Genomic DNA, 15,881 nt, shown 5'->3' with positions numbered 1-15,881 from the left:
TCACACGGCCAGGCTGCCGTAGGTGGCCGCTTGCTTGCGCCACATCGCGGCGTACGCCCCGTCGGCGGCGAGCAGCTGTTCGTGGTCGCCTTCTTCGAGGACGCGGCCGCCGCCGAGGACGAGGATGCGGTCGGCGGTGCGGGTCGACCCGAGGCGGTGGGTGATGAGGATGACCGTTCGCCCCGCGGAGAGCGAGCGGATCCGCTCGTACATAGCTTCCTCGGCGTGCGGGTCGAGTGCGGAGGTGGGTTCGTCGCACAGGAGGACCGGCCGGTCCCGGTGGAAGGCGCGAGCTGCTGCGAGGCGCTGCCACTGACCGCCGGACAGGTCCCGTCCTCCCCACTGGGAGGGCGAGAGGTCGGTGTCGAGGCCGTCGGGCAGTTCGGAAAGCACCTCGTCGGCACCGGCGGCCCGGGCTGCGGCGTACACGGCGTCGTCGTCCGTTTGGCCCTGGCCGAGGGTGATGTTGTTGCGGGCGGTGGTCTGCCAGCGGGCGATGTCCTGGGGGAGCATCGCGAGCCGTGCGTGGACGTGCTCGGGATCGGCCTGGGCGAGGTCGGTGTCGTCCCAGGTGACGGTGCCTGAGGACGGGGTGTAGAGGCCGGCGAGGAGCTTGGCCAGGGTGGACTTCCCGGCCCCGTTGGCGCCGACGATCGCCAGGACCTCACCGCGGCGGACGGTCACGGACACGTCGGTCAGCACGGGCCGGCTGCTCCCCGGGTAGGAGAAGGAGACCCTGTTGGCGCTGACCGTCTGCGGGTGCTCCGGCACGGGCGCGGTGGACGCGTCGGGTCGGGTGCGGGCGGCGGCGTCCGCGAGGAAGCTGCTCCAGTCGCTCAAGTAGAGGCCGATCCGGTAGCTCGTGTTGATGCCGTTGACGAGTCCGGTGAGCAGGATGCGGCTGGTCTGGGTGGCGATGAGGGCGGCCCCGGCGGAGGCGAGGGGGATGTGTCCGGAGGCCACGAGCCACAGCAGGGCGCCGTACACAGTGATCATGGATGCGCCGGCGATGGTGTCGCCGGTGAGCTGGTAGCGGGCGGTGTTGCGGCCGACGCGGGTGGCGTGCCGCTCAAGGCGGCCGGTGACGTCGGAGAACTGCTCCAGGAGCCAGGAACGCATGGTGTTGACCCGGACGTCGAGCGCGGTGGCCCGGCCGGCGGTGTGGTACATGAGCGTGTGCCTCAGGCGCCGGTCGGCCAGGGTGTGGCGTTCGGCCTGGTGGGCTGCGCGGGCGGCATAGATGGCGGCAACGCCGCGGGGGATGACGGCGAGGACGAGCAGGGGCAGCAGCGCCGGGTGGAGCGCGGCGAGGATGCCGGCCGCGGCCGCGATTCCGATCACGGAGGAGGTGACCAGGGCCAGTGCCTCGGTCATCAGGTGCAGGTCCTTCGAGGCTCGGTTCGCGGCCTCGGAGTGGTCGCACCAGGCGGGATCGTCGTAGCAGGCCAGCGGGACGCGGGTGGCGGCCTCCAGGTAGGCCAGCTCGGCGCGGCCGTCGACACGGGGTCCGATCCGGGCGTTGACCGCGATGGCGGCAGCCGAGGTCACCGACCGTGCCGCAGCGGCGATGGTGATCAGGATGAGCGAGGGCATCGCCAGCTGGAGCCGCTCGGCTACGGGGCCGGAGGCGAGCAGTGGGGCGAGGGCGCCGCGGGTTCCGTAGAGGGCAAGGGCGGTCAGGGCTCCGCCCGCGAGCTGGAGGACGCCCAGCCCCATCACCGCGTGCCGGTCGGCGGCCCACGCCAGCCGCACGGCGGTGGCTGCGAGCTGGGGGAGCTGCCTGACGATGACGGGGAAGGAAGCGTCGAGTGCGGCGTCGTGCCGCTCGGCGCTCACCTTGTACTGGGGCAGGACATCGCCCGCCCCCGGCTGCCGGGGGCGGGCGGAGGTGCGGGGGCCGGTCGTGCCGGCCGTGGTTGCATCGGTCACGAACGGCTCAACCGGTCACCCTTACGGGTGGTTCTGGTGGCGAGGGGTGGCGAATTTCAGTTCGGGTGTTCCACCTGGAGGGCGGCCGAGTAAGGCCAGACCCGGTCGGCCGGGTCCTGGCCGATGACGGAGTTCTCCGCCTCGACCCAGGCATGCGCGCTCCGCGGGAGGACCGAGGTGCCGAGCACCCAGCGCACTCGTCGGCCGGTGAGAGCAGCGGCGAGGTGGACCGCCAGCGACTCCTCCAGGCACGCCGCCCGTCCCGGCCATCCCCGGGTGGCTCGCTGTACGGCGGCGTGGAGTTGCTCGGCTTCGGCGACGGTAGCCGGTCGTCCCGGGAGCCGGGTGGCGGCCTGCGCGGCCCGGATGGTGAAGCGGATCGGCAGGCACCGCAGGAGTGTCAGTGCGAGCGCGAGTCCGGCTTGCGCCGCGATCTGCTCCCGCAGGGTCGCGCGAGCCACGCCGGCGAACCGGACGACGGGGGGAACGGCCCGGGGCGGCGGGCGGCGGGCGGCGACGAGAAGCCCGGCGCCTTCCAACTCGGAGGCCACCTTCGTCAGGTCACGGCGGACCCGTTCAGGATCCGCGCCCCGGAGTCCCCAGTTGTGGACGAGGTCGTCGATCGCGTCCTCGACGGACCGGCCGCTGGTCACCTTGGACCACAGCTCGGCGCTGATCTGGTCGAGGAAGAGCCAGCGGCCCCGACCACGTCGGACATCCATCAGCGCCACACCGTGAGCGGTGACCGCCGCGTGCACGAGCGCGGTCATGCCGCCTCCTTCACCGCAGCCGGCTCCCACCACTGCTCAGGGCCGAGGCGGAGCGTGCTGAGCCACAACTCGATCACCACCAGGAAGTGCACGCCGTACAGGAAGGCGGGCTCAGACCGCGCGGCGCTCGTCAGTTCGGCCACGGCCTGCCTGGCGTCGATCAGCCCGGCTGCGGCAAGCTGCGAGCCCGTGATGATCTTCTGGAGCCGCGGCAGGTTGTGCCGCAAGCCGTCGTGGACGCCTCCCGCGTGGTGGGTTTTGGTGCGCCGCTCCAGCAGGAGGGCGGGCACCAGCCCGGTCAGGGCCGCACGGGCGAGGGGTTTGTAGTCACCCGGGATGCTGCGTTCCCAGCCGGGGACCGCGTGGCAGACGTCCACCACCACGTTGTCCAGGAACGGGGCGTGGATGGGCAGGGCCCACAGCTGGCGGCTGATCTGGTCGTAGGTGGCGTGTTCCTCGCCCATCCGCTCCAGGGAAAGGCGTTCGTGAAGCTGCCCCGGCCGCTCACCGGATCCGGCGCCGGCCGCCTGCTCGGCGACGATGGCGGCGGTCGCCTTCCGGCCTGCCCGAGTGAGCCACGCGGCAGAGGCGAGGGGAAGGCACCACGTCAGCAGGTCGGAGGCGTCCCTCCGACGTGGAAGCACCAGAGGGGGCGTTGTGTCCAGGAGTGCGGCGAGCCGGGCCAAGGCCCGCGGGTACGGCTCGGCGTAGGTGCGGGCGGCACGCGCCAGGACCCGGTGAGGGGAGGTACGACGTGATCGCGCGAAGGCCCCCGCCCGCCTCACGGCCGCGCCCCGGTGCCCCGCGGAGAACTGATCGATGAGCATCGGCGCCATCGCGTCGAGGACGTCGTCGCCGCCCCGGCCGGTCAGGTGCAGCCCGGATCCGGCCGCGACGGCAGGAGCCAGCTGCGCGTCCTTCAGACCCAGCAACCCCAATGACAGCGAAGGGCTGTCCGTCACTGGGAGGGCCTCCAGGTCTTCGAGCCGGTCGAAGTGGCGCACCTGGTGCGTCGCACCATTCACGAGGCCATGGGTCAGGTGCGGCAGGCCGGCCGCGACCTGGGCGGCATAGAGCGGGTCGTCGGACGCGGACATGTGCGGGTCGGTGTAGGTGATGCCCAGCACGGGACCGTGAGCTGCGGCGAGCGCCGCGAGGCTGCTGCTGTCAACGCCCCCCGACAGGTCGCACGACAGGCTTGCCGTGCTCGCTGCCCGGCGGGCGACCGCTGCTGTCAGCTTCTGCCGCAGCAGGGGTGCGGCATCCGCGAACGCCAGGCCTTCGGGCCTTCCCGGTACGGGGACCGTATGGGCGGGCCCGCCGGGGGACAGCAGTAGCGCCGAGCCGGGCGGAACGCGACGGATCCCCAGGAACAGGCTGTTGTCTCCCAGGTGATCGACACCGCGCACCGTGAGGGCTGCCAGCAGCCGCCCGTAGTCCGGCGTCCTGCCGTGCAGGGCGGCCAGCGCGGTGGCCGAGGTCGACCACCAGACCTGCTCGCCGTCCGCCACCCAGTACACCGGATGAATGCCGGCCCGATCACCGAACACCCACGCCGTGCTTCCGTGGCGCACCAGCGCGACGAAGGTTCCGGGCAGGCGCGCTGTGTGCTCCCACCGGCCGCGTTCGGCCGCGTCCCTGGCCTCCGAAAGCTCCTTCGACGTGGCCAGGCATGATCCGGCGCAGACCACTTCGGCGGTTCCGCCGAGCGCGGGGCAAGCACGGATGTCGAGACCCCCGTGCCCGACCGTCCACATGCGCAACGGGCCTTCCAGGCTGACCTGCTGCCCGCCGTGCGGCCGCCACAGGCCCGCTTCATACAGTCCGTGCGGTCCGTGGCCGAACACGCCTGCGGTGTACCTCATGCCCTCCTCCTCTTCGTACGCCGACCCAGACAGGGGCAGGCCCGGGACACAGGGCAGGAACCTCTGCGTCCCGGGCGCTGGTGTTCACCTGTACGCGCCCTCGCGGCGCACGGGACTACTCGTAGTACTGGGTGTCGTCCGGGTTGTCGTTGCCGGCGGAGCCGAGGGTCGCCTCGGTCACGGTGCCGAGGGTCTGCAGGGCGGGGGTGACGTACACCGGGGTTTCGTCGGTGGCGAGGATCTCGGGCATTTGATGCCTCCATGGCTCAGATCGGATAGGGAAGCCGAGCGGTGTGCCGCTGGTTCGAGGTGGCACGTCCGTTCGGACTCCTCTATGACATCGCCTTTCAACTGCCGCTGACAGAGACGGAGTTGGGTAGTTCCTTGGAGGCTGCTGGGAGGGATCTGGGACGGATCTGGGATGCGCCGAGGTCAGGCGAGGCCCAGCAGATCGTGCACCGCCCGCTGGTAGACGGCATACACGCGCGGAAGCTCTGACAGGTCCGCCCGTTCATCCAGCCCGTGAAGCCCCTCGTAGGGGACCCCGAAGCCTGCCGTGGCCGGGATGCCGTACATCGCGAGGAGGTTCCCGATGTTGGACGGTCCGGCCACCTTCGGCGCCGCGCTGATCCCGGCCTGGTGCGCGGCCGCCATGAGCGCGGCGGCCGGCTGCTCGCCGTCGCGGAGCCGGAACGGCGGCCAGGCCGCTACGGGTTCGATGTGTGTGGGCAGGGGAGCGGGGAGTGCGGCGTCGAGCTCCGCGGCTGCCTTGCGGACCAGCGTCTCGGCGGCCTCGGCGTCGAACGCCGGGGTGAGCCTGACGTCGACATTCAGGGAGCAGAGGTCTGGCAGCACCGAGAAGCCCTCGCCGCCGTGGAACGCCGTGACGGTGAGCTTCGGCGGCAGCGGGAACCCTGTGCGGTCGGCGGCTGCCGTCGGCAGCTCGGCGGCATCCAGGAGGCCCACCAGGTGAGCTGCCCGGCTGATCGCGCCGACGACGGTGCGGCTTGATCCCGAGTGCCCCGACGGGGCGTGAACGGAGATCGTGGCCCGCCACAGGCCGCGCCCTCCGAGGACCACTTCGTCCATGCCGGGGTAGCCGATCATGACGCCCTCGGGCCGGACGGCCCGGTCGTCGGCAAGGTAGGCGACGGCACCGCCGAACCCGCCGGTGTGCTCGTCCACATCGAGCAGCACCGCCAGGCCGCCGGCGAAGGTACCCGCCGAGTCACGAAGGTCTGCGGCTATGTGGCAGAACATGGAGGCAGCCAGCTTCGAGTCCGCCGCCCCACGGCCCCGCAGCCAGCCCTCCGCCACGTTGCCCTCGGTCGGCGGGAACGTCCACGCGTTCTGGTCTCCGTACGGCGCGGTGTCCACGCAGGCGTCCAACGCCCACCAGGGCCCGGGCCGGCCGCCGTCGATCTCCACGAGCAGGCCGACCAGCTGTCCGTCCTCGTCATGGAGCCGCCGGTGCGGCAGCGTCTGCCCGGTCAGCCAGTCCTCCAGGATGGTGAGCACCGGCTCGTAGCCGTCGATGCCGCCTCGGCTCGGCTCGCGGATCAGGTTCTGGGCCAGCTCGATCACGGATGCGGACCGCAGTGCGGCGGCCTGTACTTCGTTGCTCACGCTTCTCCTTGCCACAGAGCTCCCCCGTGCCGCACCGGCAGGGAACGAACGGCCTCTATCGTCTCCACTGGGCGGGCGGAAGCACACGCTTCTCGGCCATGTTGAACCAGCCCCAGGGCTGCTTCCCCGCGCAGCAGCACGCCGCAGTCGAAGCCGTCAGCCCCGTGCAAGCTGGGCAGCGGTACCACCGCTGCCCGCTCGGAGGCGACGAAGAAGCGTTCCAGGGCGGTGGCCGGTTCCACGAGCCCGATGCTCAGGCTCTTGACGCCGTTGTGGCGGTCGGTGGGGTCGCGTAACTCGAGCAGCCGCACCAAGTGCTCCGTCATCGCGGGGTGTCGCGGCGGACCGTAGAGAACCCGGCAGTGGATCAGATCCGGCTTCTGCGCGACGGCCGTCTCGATCGCGTCCAGGTACACCTTCTCCCGGCTGCGCGAGCCGGTGACGACCAGGTGTTCCCTGGCGTCGCCGGCCACCTCGACCATCGCGTCCAAGAGATCGGCGTAGCGGGTCAACAGGCGCACGACGACGTCGGTGCCGCTCGCCTCCAGCAGACTTGCTGGACTCTTTCCGTCCTGGTGGGCGAAGAGGACCTCCGACTGCACCTCGTACAGCTGGCACAGGCCCCTCCGGTTCTTCGTGCCGGTCCTACGCCGGCCGGATTCCCATGCGCTGAGTAGGGAGGCGTCCGTGGCTCCACCAGTGATGGCGTTGAGGAGTTCGGCGGCTTCCTCCAAGGTGAAGTTCTTCCTCGTGCGGGCGCGCTTGAGTGCAGACTCGGAGACGATGACCATCAGGCCCCCCAGCGGGTCACGGTGTCACACGGAGATGGGCGCCGCTTCGCGGATTCGGCGATGGGCGTTCCGCCAGTGTTCCGCCTGTCCGGCGACAGGCCCAGGGGAGTGCCGAGAACTGGCCGAGTCGATGGCTTGGGCGGCTTACACGTACCCCTGACCCAACTGGAGCATCGGCACCAGGACAGCTGCCGCTTCGCAGGTGGTGCACGCCTCGGCGCCAGGGCGGAGCATGGCGTCGAGGGCTTCCTCGATGCCCAGCTCGGGCCCACCCCCTTCAGCGCACTTTCTGTCATGATCATGGATGACCAGCCCACGGCCGCCCTGCTTGGGCCGAGCTACCCAGCCCCACCGGTACGGTGGCGGATCACGTGGAGGCCGGTGCGTTGCCACGACCGACAGGTCCACACCCTTGATCGGCGCCAGGACATCGGCTGTCACCCAGGTCCGGATCTCGACCGGCTCGATCTCGCCGTCGCCGGCGTACTGCCATAGCGGTGCGCCGACTCGGTACATCCACGGACTTTGATCATCCTCCCGCCGTCGCTCGTACAGCCTGACCTCCAGCTGCTGGCGCCGGTCGGGGAGGCGCATCATGATCGGAGCCCAGGGCTCAGGATCCTCTCGGCCCTGCGCCCGCCGCTGGTCGGGGACGCGTGCGCTGGACACTCACGCCGCCTCCACCCACGCTCGGGCCTTGGCTGTACGCCGCAGCTCTACGAGGTCGGCATAGGAGTGCGTATCCCAGTAGGGGTGGGAGTACAGGAGGGGAAGCTCACGGATCAGCGCGCGCCGCAGCCGAGTGCGGCCTACGCCACGATGCTGGGCGAGGGCCGCGTAGGTGTGGATGACCCGCACCTGGGTGAGCACGAGATCGTTGGGAAAGCGGAGCGCCATACTTCGATTAGGCCAGGTGTTCGATTTCTGGCGCAAGCTGGATCGGCTCCGTGAAGTGGTGGCACATCTGTGCGGGTATCCGCGTCCGGGAAGACCTGGCCCCTGAGGAGACGCCACGTGCGGAAGAGCGACCGGGAGGGACCCGGGATCGCAGCCCTGCCGCATGACCGCTACGCCAACCAGGTCCGCGCGTTGTTCACCACGTGATCGAAGAGGTGGAGCCGCCGGGTCTCGTTCGGATTGAGATCACGGCACAGGACATGAAGACGGCAGCGGTGGCCGCCGAACGGATCGCCGGCCTGTGGCTGTCGAGCACGGAGGGGCCGCACGCCGTGCCGGGCGAAGGGGCATGCGCCACCGTTCACGCGGATATCGACCGCAGCGCGGGTGAAGGCGGTCTCGCCGACTCGTGGCCGGCGTCCGTCGACGAGTGGAGTCCCACCTGAGCGGTTCTGGTCGGGCGCCGAGGGAGCGGCCGGTCCGCCCTGGGAAGATGCCGGCGCGGGGCTGTGCCGGGGCCTTACGGGCGTTTCGCCGCGGGGGCGCCGACGTAGCGCGCCCAGACCGCTCCGCTCGACTCCCCGGTCTTGCGGGAGGTGGCTTCGAAAGCCCCTGCGGGCCGGAAGGCCCTGATCTTGCCCTGCCGGATGCGGTAGGCCAGGTTCGCGGCTTGGGCCTTGAGGTCGTGGTCGGAGATGTGCGCCCAGTCGCCTGGGCGCTCGCGCAGGGCGCGGGCAGTGCGGCCGGCCTCGGTGTCGTCGTCCGGCAGCGTGTCGAAGCGGGCGTGCATCAGTGTTCTCCGTTCGTGGCCGTGACGGACTCGGCGAGAGCCCGGATGCGGGCTGCCGTCGCGAACTGCTCGTCGGCGAGGTCGTCGCAGAGGCGGCTTGCGAGTGCCGCGATCTCTGCCAGGGCGGCGGAGGTCGCGGCTGTCGCTTCGGTGGTGGTCATCAGCGGTGGTTGCAGCGGCAGGTGTTCGTGATCGGGTTGAACCACGATTCGCAGGAGTCACACCAGATGGCGCCGGGGACCGGAGGGTTGGACGGGTTGGGGCTCATGGGCTCTTTCTGGGTCGGGGCGTGTCGGGCAGGGTGGCGCGAGGGCCATTGGGGGCGAGGGTGGCGATGATCTGGGCCAGGTCGCGGGGCCGCCACAGGGCGACCTCGAATCCGCAGGCGGCCAGATGGTGCAGCCATTCCTGTTGTGCGGGCCGAAGGCGGCCGGTGTCTGTCTTCAGCTCGACGAAGAGGGTCCGGCCGGCGGCCGGGTGCCCGTACACCTCGTCAGGCCATCCGGCGTCGCTGCGGCGTGAGTTGTGCGTGTGGTAGGCCAGGGTCCATCCCCGCATGGCGGCCAGCTGGCGGACCCGGCGGCGGAACTGCTCCTCGGTCATCACGTGCGCGGCCGGTAGGTCCAGTCCGATATGGCTGAGGCGAGGACTCGGCGGTGGTGCGTGGCCATCGGGTCCGGGTGTCGCTGGCGGGCCGGGGGTGGAGTGACTGTGCGGCCGGTTCGACGGGTGCGTTCCTTGAGGACGTCCTGAACGCGGTATCGCTCGCTGAGCAGTTCAGTGAGCGGGTGCCCGTACTGCTCGATGAGGTGTTGCTCGTCGAGGGGCGTGGTTGTAGGCATCTGGGTCTCCATGGGTGGGCCGGGACCCGCGGTGGGGGCGGGTCCCGGCCGGAGGGGGTGGCTCGCATCGGGCGAGCCGGTCCGGGCGGGCTGGGCGCGGGGTGTCGCTGCCCGTCCGGAAGCTGGGTGGGTGTCGTGCCGTGCCTGCGGCTTGACGATCAGACCGTAACACGGAAATAGGTGATGGCCTATATCTAGTTCACGATGATCACCTCGCCTGGGTGTGTGTGGTGGGCCGTGCGCGCCCTGGCTACTGGACTCGGATGAGTCGTGTGCCGGTGAACGGGTCGGTCGCGTGGCCCACGACCTCGCCAAACGGGGATAGTTGGCCGGGGGGTGGAGGGGCTGCCGGTGTGACGGCGGCGCCCTTGGCGGGCTCCCCAGTCACTCAGGCCTCCTGCGGTGTGGCGAGGAGTTCAAGGCCGCGGCCCCAGGGTGTGGTGACGGGCTCGTTGAACATGCAGCCGCTCCCGGCGGCTTCGAAGTCGACGGCCTTCCAGTCGGTGTCCCCGCCGGCGGCGGGCCGCTCGAAGTGCTGGTTGGCACCACCCTCCAGCTGGATGGTCAGGCGGAGGTCGCCGGTGTCGGTAGAGCTGACGCTGAAGGCGGTGCCGATGGTGAGCGCCTCTTGGGTGAGTGCGTCTCCCAGGGTCATGATGCTCCCTTTCGTGATGGCCTATTTATGGTCAGAAATAGGCGCCGAAGCCGTCGCAGATTGGGCAGGTTTCGCCGTCCGGGGCGACTCCGTCCTCGCAGGCGGGGCAGTCGAGTCGCCGTCCGATCCCTCGGCAGTCCTCGCACTGCCTGACCTGTTCGTGCGGTCCGTGGAGGTAGATCTCCTTTCCGGCGCCTTCGCAGTTGCTGCACTCGGGTGCGTCGGTGCCGAGTATGTCGGCGCAGTCGACGGGATTGAAGACGGGCATGTGAACCTCTCGATCGTGAGGGGCTCACCCCCTCCTCTTATCTCTATTCTACTACCTTATTGGGGGGTGTCCACCCTTCGGGTGTCCAGTTCTCGGCGGCATCAAGTGCTGCGTCTACGTACAGCCCGGCAGCGACGCGGTTCAGGCGCCTCGCCCGAGCCCATCGCCAGGCCATGGCGGTACGGCCGGCGGCGGAGACCCGCACGCCGCTGCCTCCCGGCACCTTGCCGACCCAGCCGCGCCGCATGAGGAGCGCGGTAGCGGCGGGCGGGATGCGAGTGAGTCCGGCCTCGATGTGGCTTTCCCCGGCGGGCCCGGTTACGAGGTGGGCCTGACCAGCCCCGAGGAGCAGCAGCTTCAAGTCCTTGTACTGCCGCACGGTGAGGGTCCTCGGCGCAACGACCGGGTCAAGGACCACTCGTCGCCCGCGCTTCTCGAGGACCAGCGCCCCGTGCGCCCTGGCCCGGATGGAGCCCCAGGGACTGCCCGCAACCCGCGCGATCGGCAGATCCGCCTCCCACGCGGTGAGGTAGCCGTACTCCCCAGTGCCTGGAAAGGGGGTCTCCTTGTGCGAGGCGTACCCGAAGCCGCCTTCCAGGTGCGGCCGAGGCGTCAGCACCCAGTCGTTCCCGTACCGTGTCAGGGTGCGGCATCGAACAGCTCCGCCTGCCCGGCGCCCGGAGTTCGTCGGGCCTTCGCCGTGCGACCCGCAGCCGGGGCCGCGGGCTCCTCGCCGAACAGGGCGTCCGTACCGAATCGGTGCTGCGTCGCCGTGATGCGCGTCGGCCCCGGAGGTACGGCCAGCGTCAAGGGAGCCTTGGTGTCGAAGTTCGCGGTGGTCATGCTCGTCCAGTCGCGCGGCGCGCTGCTGCTGTCGTTCATTGTTCCCTCCTCGTGCTGGTCAGGGTGAAGCCAGGGGCGGGGCTTCGATGCCCCGCCCTTGTCGGCATCAGGCCGCGACCGGCTCCGTGTGCTCCTCGGCCTCGGCCTCCGGGTTCACCAGGACCTCCCGGGCCTCCGCATGAGCCTTGGCCTGCTTGAGCTGGAACCGCGCCTTAGCCAGCGATTCGGCCACCCGGTCCAGCTGCTCCAGTCGCTTGCCGACCTCGCCCTCCAGGTCCTCGGCCAGCTTGAGTTCGCTGGTGCCCCCGATCTCGTCCAGCAGCACGCGGATCTGCTCGATCTTGTCGAGGGTGCTCTTCGTCTTGCGCTTCGCTGCGGCTCGCTTCTCCTTCTGCTCCGGCGTCAGCTCCTCGGTGATCATCAGCACGGCCTGGTTCTGCTGCTGCTTCATCGCGTAGGCGAAGTGCACGATTGCGTTGTCACTTTCGAACTCGCCCCTGGCGAACTTGGCCAACATGGCGCCCTGGTTGGCGAGGCTGAGTTGCGCGATCTGTACGGCTGCCTGCGTGCCGATCTTCCCCTCGGAGACGATCTTCTGGAACTCCAGGCGGAGGTTCAGGAGCTGAAGGCGGAGCTTCACGTAGGCGACGGTCTTCCCGAAGTCCTTGGCCACAGTCTTCTCGGTGGCGCCGTCCTCCTCGTCCAGGATGCGCTGGTAGGCGTTGGCCTCCTCGAAGGGCGTCATGTCCTCGCGGTTCACGTTTTCGCTCACGGACCGCTTGAAGGCGCGCAGGTCGTCCTTCTCGGAGATGACCGAGACCTTGATCGTGGCCTTCTCCAGGAGCTGGTGCGCCCGCCAGCGGCGCTCACCGGAGACGATCTCGTACCCCTTGTCGACGGGCCGGACCTCGATGGCGGTGATCAGGCCGTAGTTCTCGATCGAGGTGGCCAACTCCTTGAGGGCCTCCTCGCTGAAGTACTCACGGGGCTGGTTGGGGTTGCGGCGGACCTGGGACATCTTGACGGTGCGGATCGTGGACATCTTGCGTTCTCCAAGAGGTAGTTGGTGTGGCTTCCCGCCCTCACCTTATATCTTAATTCTACTATCCATGGGGGAGGTGTCCAGCTTGAGGTATCCACTGGGGTGTGACCCTTGACACAGCTTCATGCCCGATCTGGGCGGCGGAATGACGAAGGGGCGCCGGGGTCACCCGGCGCCCCTTCGGGATCGCTCACCTATGCCGCGAGCAGCTGCCCGGCACGGGCGCGCTCGCGCCAATCACGCGCCTCTGCCGGGGCGCCGGCCGGTAGGGCGGAGGCGCAGGCGCCCCGAATCGGACAGGACCTGCACAGGCCCGCGGGGGAGCCTGTCGCCTCGGTTCGAGCGGCGGCTTCCAGGCATGCCGCACTGCTCCACGCGATCGGCCGCGCGAGCGGCTCGGTCGTATGCCCCAGATCGCTCAGCACCGCCAGGGTGGACGAAACTTCGGCCGGCCTGCCGGCCGCAGTTCCCTGCCGTGGCTGCTGAGACAGCGCGATGATGCGCTGCGCGTCGATCACGTGCCCCCCAAGGGTCGGTCGAGGAGGCCTTGCGCGGGTCCCGGCCTCGGTTAGCGTCGGCACCCGACCTGGGCGGGCGCCGCGTTACTGCCTTACCCGGCGGCATGCGCGATGTGCCTGCGCTCCGGGCGGTAGCCGCTGGGAGTGCCTGCCGGGCGGTCGCCGCTGTCGGCGATCCAGCCGGCACGGCAGTGCCAAGCGGCGTTGTGCTGAGCCTCGGTGTGATCGAGGAGGGGAGAGCCGCCTCGCGGGCGGGCGGGGTGGCTTAACTGCGCCACGGGTGACAACTCCGTTTTCGGGCCCGGAGCTGCGACGCCTGGGCATGGCTGCTCGGTCCCGCTGAAAGGGTGCCCACGGCGTGTAGCGCCGCGATCACCTGGGGGTCGGTACAAGCAGAACATTCGTCCCGTGATCGACAGGTGTCAAGTCAACGTTACAGCGATGCGCGGGTCCGGGTGTCAGGGCGTAAAGCAGATTGGCTATCCTTCGGTGGACCAGTACGAGGCGTCCCCCGCGGGGGCGAGAGCAGATAGGACGATCATGGGTGAGGAGGCTCACATCGACCGTGGCGTGATCGCGGACAGGCTCGACCACCTGATCAAGGAGCTGCACCCAGCAGACCAGGAACCCTTCAGCCCTCGCGAGATCGCGCGGCGGATCCAGGAGGCTGCGCAGGAAGGGGACCCGACTCTCACGCATACGAGCATCAGCAACATCCGCAACGGGACCACCCGCAACCCCGGGGTCGACAGCCTGAGGGCCCTCGCGAAGTTCTTCGGCGTCCCTGTCGCCTACTTCCTTGACGACCATGTGGCCGAAGTCACGGACCGTCGGATGAGGGAGATCAAGGAAGGCGCCGAGCGGGCCCAGGCGACCGATGACCTGGCCAAGGTCATGGAAGACGGTGACGTCCGAGCCATCGCGTTTCGCCTCAACGGCCTTTCAGTAAAGGCATTGCAGGGCATCCGAGGCATCGTCGAAGGAGTCCGTGACTCTGAAGGCCTGCCGGAGGTGAAGGAGAAGAAGAGCCGCCGGCGGACGTGAACTGGCGGACTAGCGGCTGAACTCTCCGCCCGAAATGGGCCCGGCGGGCGGTTAGCCTTGCCGCAGCGCACAGTCAGATCGCGCGCCAAGGTACAGAAGCAAGAGGGTCCGGCCAAGGGCCGGAATTGAGGAACAGCCATGTGGTGGAAGCGCCGCCATCACAGCAAATCGCTCGCGGCGATCGTCGCGAAGCTGCAAATGCCCAGGCCCTTCGAACTGCACGACTTCCTTGAGGTCGTCGCCCAAGATCGCGGCCGGCCGCTGATCATCGCCGAGCTTCAGGAGATCAACCCAGACATCCCGTGCGGCATGTGGATGAGCACGAGCGAAGCTGATCACATCTTCTACAAGCCTGCGGCCAGCCCCATCCTGCGCACACAGATAGTCCTTCACGAACTGGCCCACATGTTCCTTGAGCACAAGGGCCCGCAGTTCGAGTTTCAGACTCGGGCCAGCGACGAAGACATACGGCTTACTGCGCAGGCCATGTCCTCGATCCTGCACGACGGGCAGGCGTTCGGCGCACCCGAGCCAGTGCTTCCCGCAGCGGCAATCATGCGAGCCGAAGCCGCCCGCATCAGAGCCGCCGCCAGCGCCACCACCGATCTTGACGAGGACATGGGAATCAGCCCAGGCGCCATGTTCGCCCTCCTGGGGCGAACGAAATACACCGGCCCTGAAGAAGCCGACGCCGAGAATTTGGCCACCCTCATTCACGAGAAGGCCAGTCGGACTGAAGCGCGTTCGCGGACGCACGATGGATCAGACGTCTTGGAACGACTCTCCGACGCATTCGGCCACCCCACTCAGTAAGAAAGTTCAACCCATCAAACTCGCAATTGTCATAGCCCTCTGGGTCGTGGCCTTCTGGCGTCTTCCGGCGGCCATCCGTATACCCCGGCAGCGGCCCTTGTGGGCGGCATTCACCTGTATCGCGGTGGCCGATACGATCGGACGTCCCGAGGTCAAGGCGGTTCTCTTTGAACCGACGGGCATCAACAACCTGGCCACTTTGTTCAAGCACACGCTGGGCATTGGCGGCAGCACAGCCATCCTGTTCTTCGTAATCGCGATGGCCAAGCCCAGCGCGCTGCGATGGGGCCGGCCTCTGCTCTATGGCTGCGCTGCCGTGGGTACCGCCCTGCTGGCGACCTTCTTCGCGCACATGCCGCGCCCGACCGAAGTCGAGAACATCTTCGAGGCCAGCCTGGGGCAGGCGGCAGGCACCGGCTACTGCCTGGTGTTCCTGGGCTACCTCACCGCCGCGATGACGGTCGCTTCCACCCTGTTCTGGTCCTACGGCCAACGGGCAGCCGGTACTGCGCTTCGTGTCGGGCTGCGACTCCTCGGCGCCGGCACGTTGTTCGGGGCCCTCTACACCACCTGGCGCATCGCACACATGACCACGCGTCTGTTCGGCGTTGAGTTCATCGCGTCCGATCAGGCCGCGCAGACCATCGCCGACCTCGTCGAGTACACAGCCATCGCCTTGATCGTCCTCGGCAACTCCGTCCCGGCACTGGGAGTCCTGACGCGATCGGTCACCTACCGACGCGCCCTGCGGGAGGTGCGCCCGCTCTGGGCCACCCTCACCGAAGTCGCCCCAGGCGTAGTCCTGGAGCGGCCCGTCGGCCGCAGCCCCCGCCTCCAGCTCCACCGATGCCTCATCGAAGTCTGGGACGTCGCGCTCATCCTGCGGGCCTATGTCTCCACCGACCTGGTCGCACGAGCTCGAAGCGAAGCCGAGGCACTCGGGCTGAGCTCCGAGGACACCAGCCGACTCACCGAGGCCATGTGGCTCCAGACCGCCCGCCTGGCCGTCCTCCGAGGCGCCGAGCCTCTCTCGGACGCGAACGTCGAGGCAGACGCGGACCAGCACTCCGACTTCGACATCGAGGTCCACAAGGCGCTCGGCCTGGCGCGGGCCATCCGCGATCCGCGCGCTGAAGCCTTCGCCCGCAGACACCAGGAGCAGCCAACGTGACCGCCGCAACGTCAGCC

The 15,881-nt window shown here is 69.3% G+C and carries 20 protein-coding genes; 4 read left to right on the top strand and 16 right to left on the bottom strand.

The features are described from left to right. The 8 genes from AC069X_RS14395 to AC069X_RS14360 form a co-directional block, all read right to left on the bottom strand. Positions 1–1,929 (bottom strand): ABC transporter ATP-binding protein, encoded by a 1,929-nt coding sequence (locus AC069X_RS14395; protein ID WP_478728513.1) that lies wholly within the window; start codon positions 1,927–1,929, stop codon positions 1–3. A 56-nt stretch (positions 1,930–1,985) separates the two neighbouring features. Then, positions 1,986–2,699 (bottom strand): lasso peptide biosynthesis B2 protein, encoded by a 714-nt coding sequence (locus AC069X_RS14390; RefSeq protein WP_478728511.1) that lies wholly within the window; start codon positions 2,697–2,699, stop codon positions 1,986–1,988. Next, positions 2,696–4,564, bottom strand: a complete 1,869-nt coding sequence (locus AC069X_RS14385) for an asparagine synthase-related protein (protein ID WP_478728509.1) — start codon at positions 4,562–4,564, stop codon at positions 2,696–2,698. The genes AC069X_RS14390 and AC069X_RS14385 overlap by 4 nt, the downstream gene beginning before the upstream one ends. Positions 4,565–4,679: 115 nt before the next feature. Continuing rightward, entirely contained in the window at positions 4,680–4,814 is a 135-nt protein-coding gene (locus tag AC069X_RS14380; protein ID WP_478728507.1) for a hypothetical protein, read from the bottom strand. 182 nt (positions 4,815–4,996) lie between these two features. Next, complete coding sequence (locus tag AC069X_RS14375; RefSeq protein WP_478728506.1) at positions 4,997–6,190, bottom strand: M20 family metallopeptidase; 1,194 nt, start codon at positions 6,188–6,190, stop codon at positions 4,997–4,999. Further along, complete coding sequence (locus AC069X_RS14370; RefSeq protein WP_478728504.1) at positions 6,187–6,981, bottom strand: helix-turn-helix domain-containing protein; 795 nt, start codon at positions 6,979–6,981, stop codon at positions 6,187–6,189. Before AC069X_RS14370 ends, AC069X_RS14375 begins: the two co-directional genes overlap by 4 nt. A 144-nt stretch (positions 6,982–7,125) precedes the next feature. After that, complete coding sequence (locus tag AC069X_RS14365) at positions 7,126–7,650, bottom strand: DUF6233 domain-containing protein (RefSeq protein WP_478728502.1); 525 nt, start codon at positions 7,648–7,650, stop codon at positions 7,126–7,128. Next, on the bottom strand, positions 7,651–7,878 hold the full coding sequence (locus tag AC069X_RS14360) for a hypothetical protein (RefSeq protein WP_478728500.1): 228 nt from the start codon (positions 7,876–7,878) through the stop codon (positions 7,651–7,653). Positions 7,879–8,081: 203 nt separating this feature from the next. Between AC069X_RS14360 and AC069X_RS14355 the strand changes: the two genes are divergently transcribed. Then, positions 8,082–8,324, top strand: coding sequence for a DUF6207 family protein (locus AC069X_RS14355; protein WP_478728498.1), 243 nt, complete (start codon positions 8,082–8,084; stop codon positions 8,322–8,324). Positions 8,325–8,398: 74 nt separating this feature from the next. Here AC069X_RS14355 and AC069X_RS14350 read toward each other — a convergent pair whose 3' ends face one another. The 8 genes from AC069X_RS14350 to AC069X_RS14315 form a co-directional block, all read right to left on the bottom strand. Next, positions 8,399–8,668 carry a hypothetical protein gene (locus AC069X_RS14350; RefSeq protein WP_478728496.1) on the bottom strand — a complete coding sequence of 90 codons (270 nt, stop codon included), beginning with the start codon at positions 8,666–8,668 and terminating at the stop codon, positions 8,399–8,401. Further along, positions 8,668–8,829: a hypothetical protein gene (locus tag AC069X_RS14345; protein ID WP_478728494.1), complete on the bottom strand. Its 162-nt coding sequence runs from the start codon at positions 8,827–8,829 to the stop codon at positions 8,668–8,670. Before AC069X_RS14345 ends, AC069X_RS14350 begins: the two co-directional genes overlap by 1 nt. Positions 8,830–8,932: 103 nt before the next feature. Next, positions 8,933–9,271: a VRR-NUC domain-containing protein gene (locus AC069X_RS14340; RefSeq protein WP_478728493.1), complete on the bottom strand. Its 339-nt coding sequence runs from the start codon at positions 9,269–9,271 to the stop codon at positions 8,933–8,935. Next, positions 9,271–9,510, bottom strand: a complete 240-nt coding sequence (locus AC069X_RS14335; protein ID WP_478728491.1) for a hypothetical protein — start codon at positions 9,508–9,510, stop codon at positions 9,271–9,273. Before AC069X_RS14335 ends, AC069X_RS14340 begins: the two co-directional genes overlap by 1 nt. Positions 9,511–9,898: 388 nt before the next feature. Further along, positions 9,899–10,165: a hypothetical protein gene (locus AC069X_RS14330; RefSeq protein WP_478728489.1), complete on the bottom strand. Its 267-nt coding sequence runs from the start codon at positions 10,163–10,165 to the stop codon at positions 9,899–9,901. Positions 10,166–10,196: 31 nt separating this feature from the next. Further along, positions 10,197–10,433, bottom strand: coding sequence for a hypothetical protein (locus tag AC069X_RS14325; protein WP_478728487.1), 237 nt, complete (start codon positions 10,431–10,433; stop codon positions 10,197–10,199). 639 nt (positions 10,434–11,072) lie between these two features. After that, on the bottom strand, positions 11,073–11,315 hold the full coding sequence (locus tag AC069X_RS14320) for a hypothetical protein (RefSeq protein ID WP_478728485.1): 243 nt from the start codon (positions 11,313–11,315) through the stop codon (positions 11,073–11,075). A gap of 67 nt (positions 11,316–11,382) precedes the next feature. After that, positions 11,383–12,318 carry a ParB/RepB/Spo0J family partition protein gene (locus AC069X_RS14315; protein ID WP_478728483.1) on the bottom strand — a complete coding sequence of 312 codons (936 nt, stop codon included), beginning with the start codon at positions 12,316–12,318 and terminating at the stop codon, positions 11,383–11,385. Between the two features lie 1,058 nt (positions 12,319–13,376). Here AC069X_RS14315 and AC069X_RS14310 point away from each other — a divergent pair. From AC069X_RS14310 to AC069X_RS14300, 3 genes are all read left to right on the top strand, one after another. Continuing rightward, positions 13,377–13,880, top strand: coding sequence for a helix-turn-helix domain-containing protein (locus AC069X_RS14310; RefSeq protein ID WP_478728482.1), 504 nt, complete (start codon positions 13,377–13,379; stop codon positions 13,878–13,880). Positions 13,881–14,018: 138 nt separating this feature from the next. Further along, positions 14,019–14,693, top strand: a complete 675-nt coding sequence (locus AC069X_RS14305; RefSeq protein ID WP_478728480.1) for a hypothetical protein — start codon at positions 14,019–14,021, stop codon at positions 14,691–14,693. Positions 14,694–14,706: 13 nt separating this feature from the next. Then, the gene (locus tag AC069X_RS14300; RefSeq protein WP_478728776.1) at positions 14,707–15,864 is read left to right on the top strand and encodes an MAB_1171c family putative transporter; all 1,158 of its coding nucleotides are present in this window, start codon (positions 14,707–14,709) and stop codon (positions 15,862–15,864) included. Positions 15,865–15,881: the final 17 nt, after the last annotated feature.

It is taken from the genome of Streptomyces sp. NPDC043896, from assembly GCF_056435605.1.
The sequence above is the reverse complement of the archived record's forward strand: the minus strand, read 5'-3'. Positions and strand labels throughout refer to the sequence as shown.

Excerpts from the sequence above, each read along its gene's own strand:
- AC069X_RS14390 (WP_478728511.1), bottom strand. The coding sequence starts at position 2,699 with ATGACCGCGCTCGTGCACGCGGCGGTCACCGCTCACGGTGTGGCGCTG.
- AC069X_RS14385 (WP_478728509.1), bottom strand. The coding sequence starts at position 4,564 with ATGAGGTACACCGCAGGCGTGTTCGGCCACGGACCGCACGGACTGTAT.
- AC069X_RS14380 (WP_478728507.1), bottom strand. The coding sequence starts at position 4,814 with ATGCCCGAGATCCTCGCCACCGACGAAACCCCGGTGTACGTCACCCCC.
- AC069X_RS14370 (WP_478728504.1), bottom strand. The coding sequence starts at position 6,981 with ATGGTCATCGTCTCCGAGTCTGCACTCAAGCGCGCCCGCACGAGGAAG.
- AC069X_RS14360 (WP_478728500.1), bottom strand. The coding sequence starts at position 7,878 with ATGGCGCTCCGCTTTCCCAACGATCTCGTGCTCACCCAGGTGCGGGTC.
- AC069X_RS14350 (WP_478728496.1), bottom strand. The coding sequence starts at position 8,668 with ATGCACGCCCGCTTCGACACGCTGCCGGACGACGACACCGAGGCCGGC.
- AC069X_RS14345 (WP_478728494.1), bottom strand. The coding sequence starts at position 8,829 with ATGACCACCACCGAAGCGACAGCCGCGACCTCCGCCGCCCTGGCAGAG.
- AC069X_RS14340 (WP_478728493.1), bottom strand. The coding sequence starts at position 9,271 with ATGACCGAGGAGCAGTTCCGCCGCCGGGTCCGCCAGCTGGCCGCCATG.
- AC069X_RS14335 (WP_478728491.1), bottom strand. The coding sequence starts at position 9,510 with ATGCCTACAACCACGCCCCTCGACGAGCAACACCTCATCGAGCAGTAC.
- AC069X_RS14330 (WP_478728489.1), bottom strand. The coding sequence starts at position 10,165 with ATGACCCTGGGAGACGCACTCACCCAAGAGGCGCTCACCATCGGCACC.
- AC069X_RS14325 (WP_478728487.1), bottom strand. The coding sequence starts at position 10,433 with ATGCCCGTCTTCAATCCCGTCGACTGCGCCGACATACTCGGCACCGAC.
- AC069X_RS14320 (WP_478728485.1), bottom strand. The coding sequence starts at position 11,315 with ATGAACGACAGCAGCAGCGCGCCGCGCGACTGGACGAGCATGACCACC.
- AC069X_RS14315 (WP_478728483.1), bottom strand. The coding sequence starts at position 12,318 with ATGTCCACGATCCGCACCGTCAAGATGTCCCAGGTCCGCCGCAACCCC.
- AC069X_RS14310 (WP_478728482.1), top strand. The coding sequence starts at position 13,377 with ATGGGTGAGGAGGCTCACATCGACCGTGGCGTGATCGCGGACAGGCTC.
- AC069X_RS14305 (WP_478728480.1), top strand. The coding sequence starts at position 14,019 with ATGTGGTGGAAGCGCCGCCATCACAGCAAATCGCTCGCGGCGATCGTC.